Below are 385 nucleotides of genomic sequence, written 5' to 3'. Positions count from 1 at the left end.
GTCCGCGGTTTCCTTCAACGATTTCGAAAGAAACTTCTTGACCTTCTTCTAAAGTTTTGAAGCCGTCGCCTTGGATAGCTGAGAAATGTACGAATACGTCTTCTCCGCCTTCAACTTCGATGAAGCCAAAACCTTTTTCGCCGTTAAACCATTTAACTTTACCTGTTTGCATGTCATGTACCTCCTAAATAAAAATGAAACTATGAATCCACATGAAAAGGTGGATATAAAGGACATGAATGTATAACAAGCTTACAGCCTTTAATACAACGTGCTTTATTTCCGTACCACATTATGTAGCTCAATAGTGCTTTCACTATATCATGCTATATCGAAAACGTCAAATGAGAACACTTTCATTCCATCATTTTTTATAATCCTAGTA

General features: G+C 36.9%; 1 protein-coding gene. It reads right to left on the bottom strand.

From position 1 onward, the window contains the following. Nucleotides 1-172, bottom strand: a 172-nt coding sequence (gene cspD / locus SB717_RS34030; protein ID WP_212574369.1) for a cold-shock protein CspD, incomplete at its 3' end; no start/stop codon positions are given. Nucleotides 173-385: the final 213 nt, after the last annotated feature.

The sequence above is a fragment of the Priestia sp. SIMBA_032 genome, from assembly GCF_046535215.1.
Lineage (GTDB): Bacteria > Bacillota > Bacilli > Bacillales > Bacillaceae_H > Priestia > Priestia aryabhattai.
This window is presented reverse-complemented; position numbering and strand designations above follow the sequence as displayed.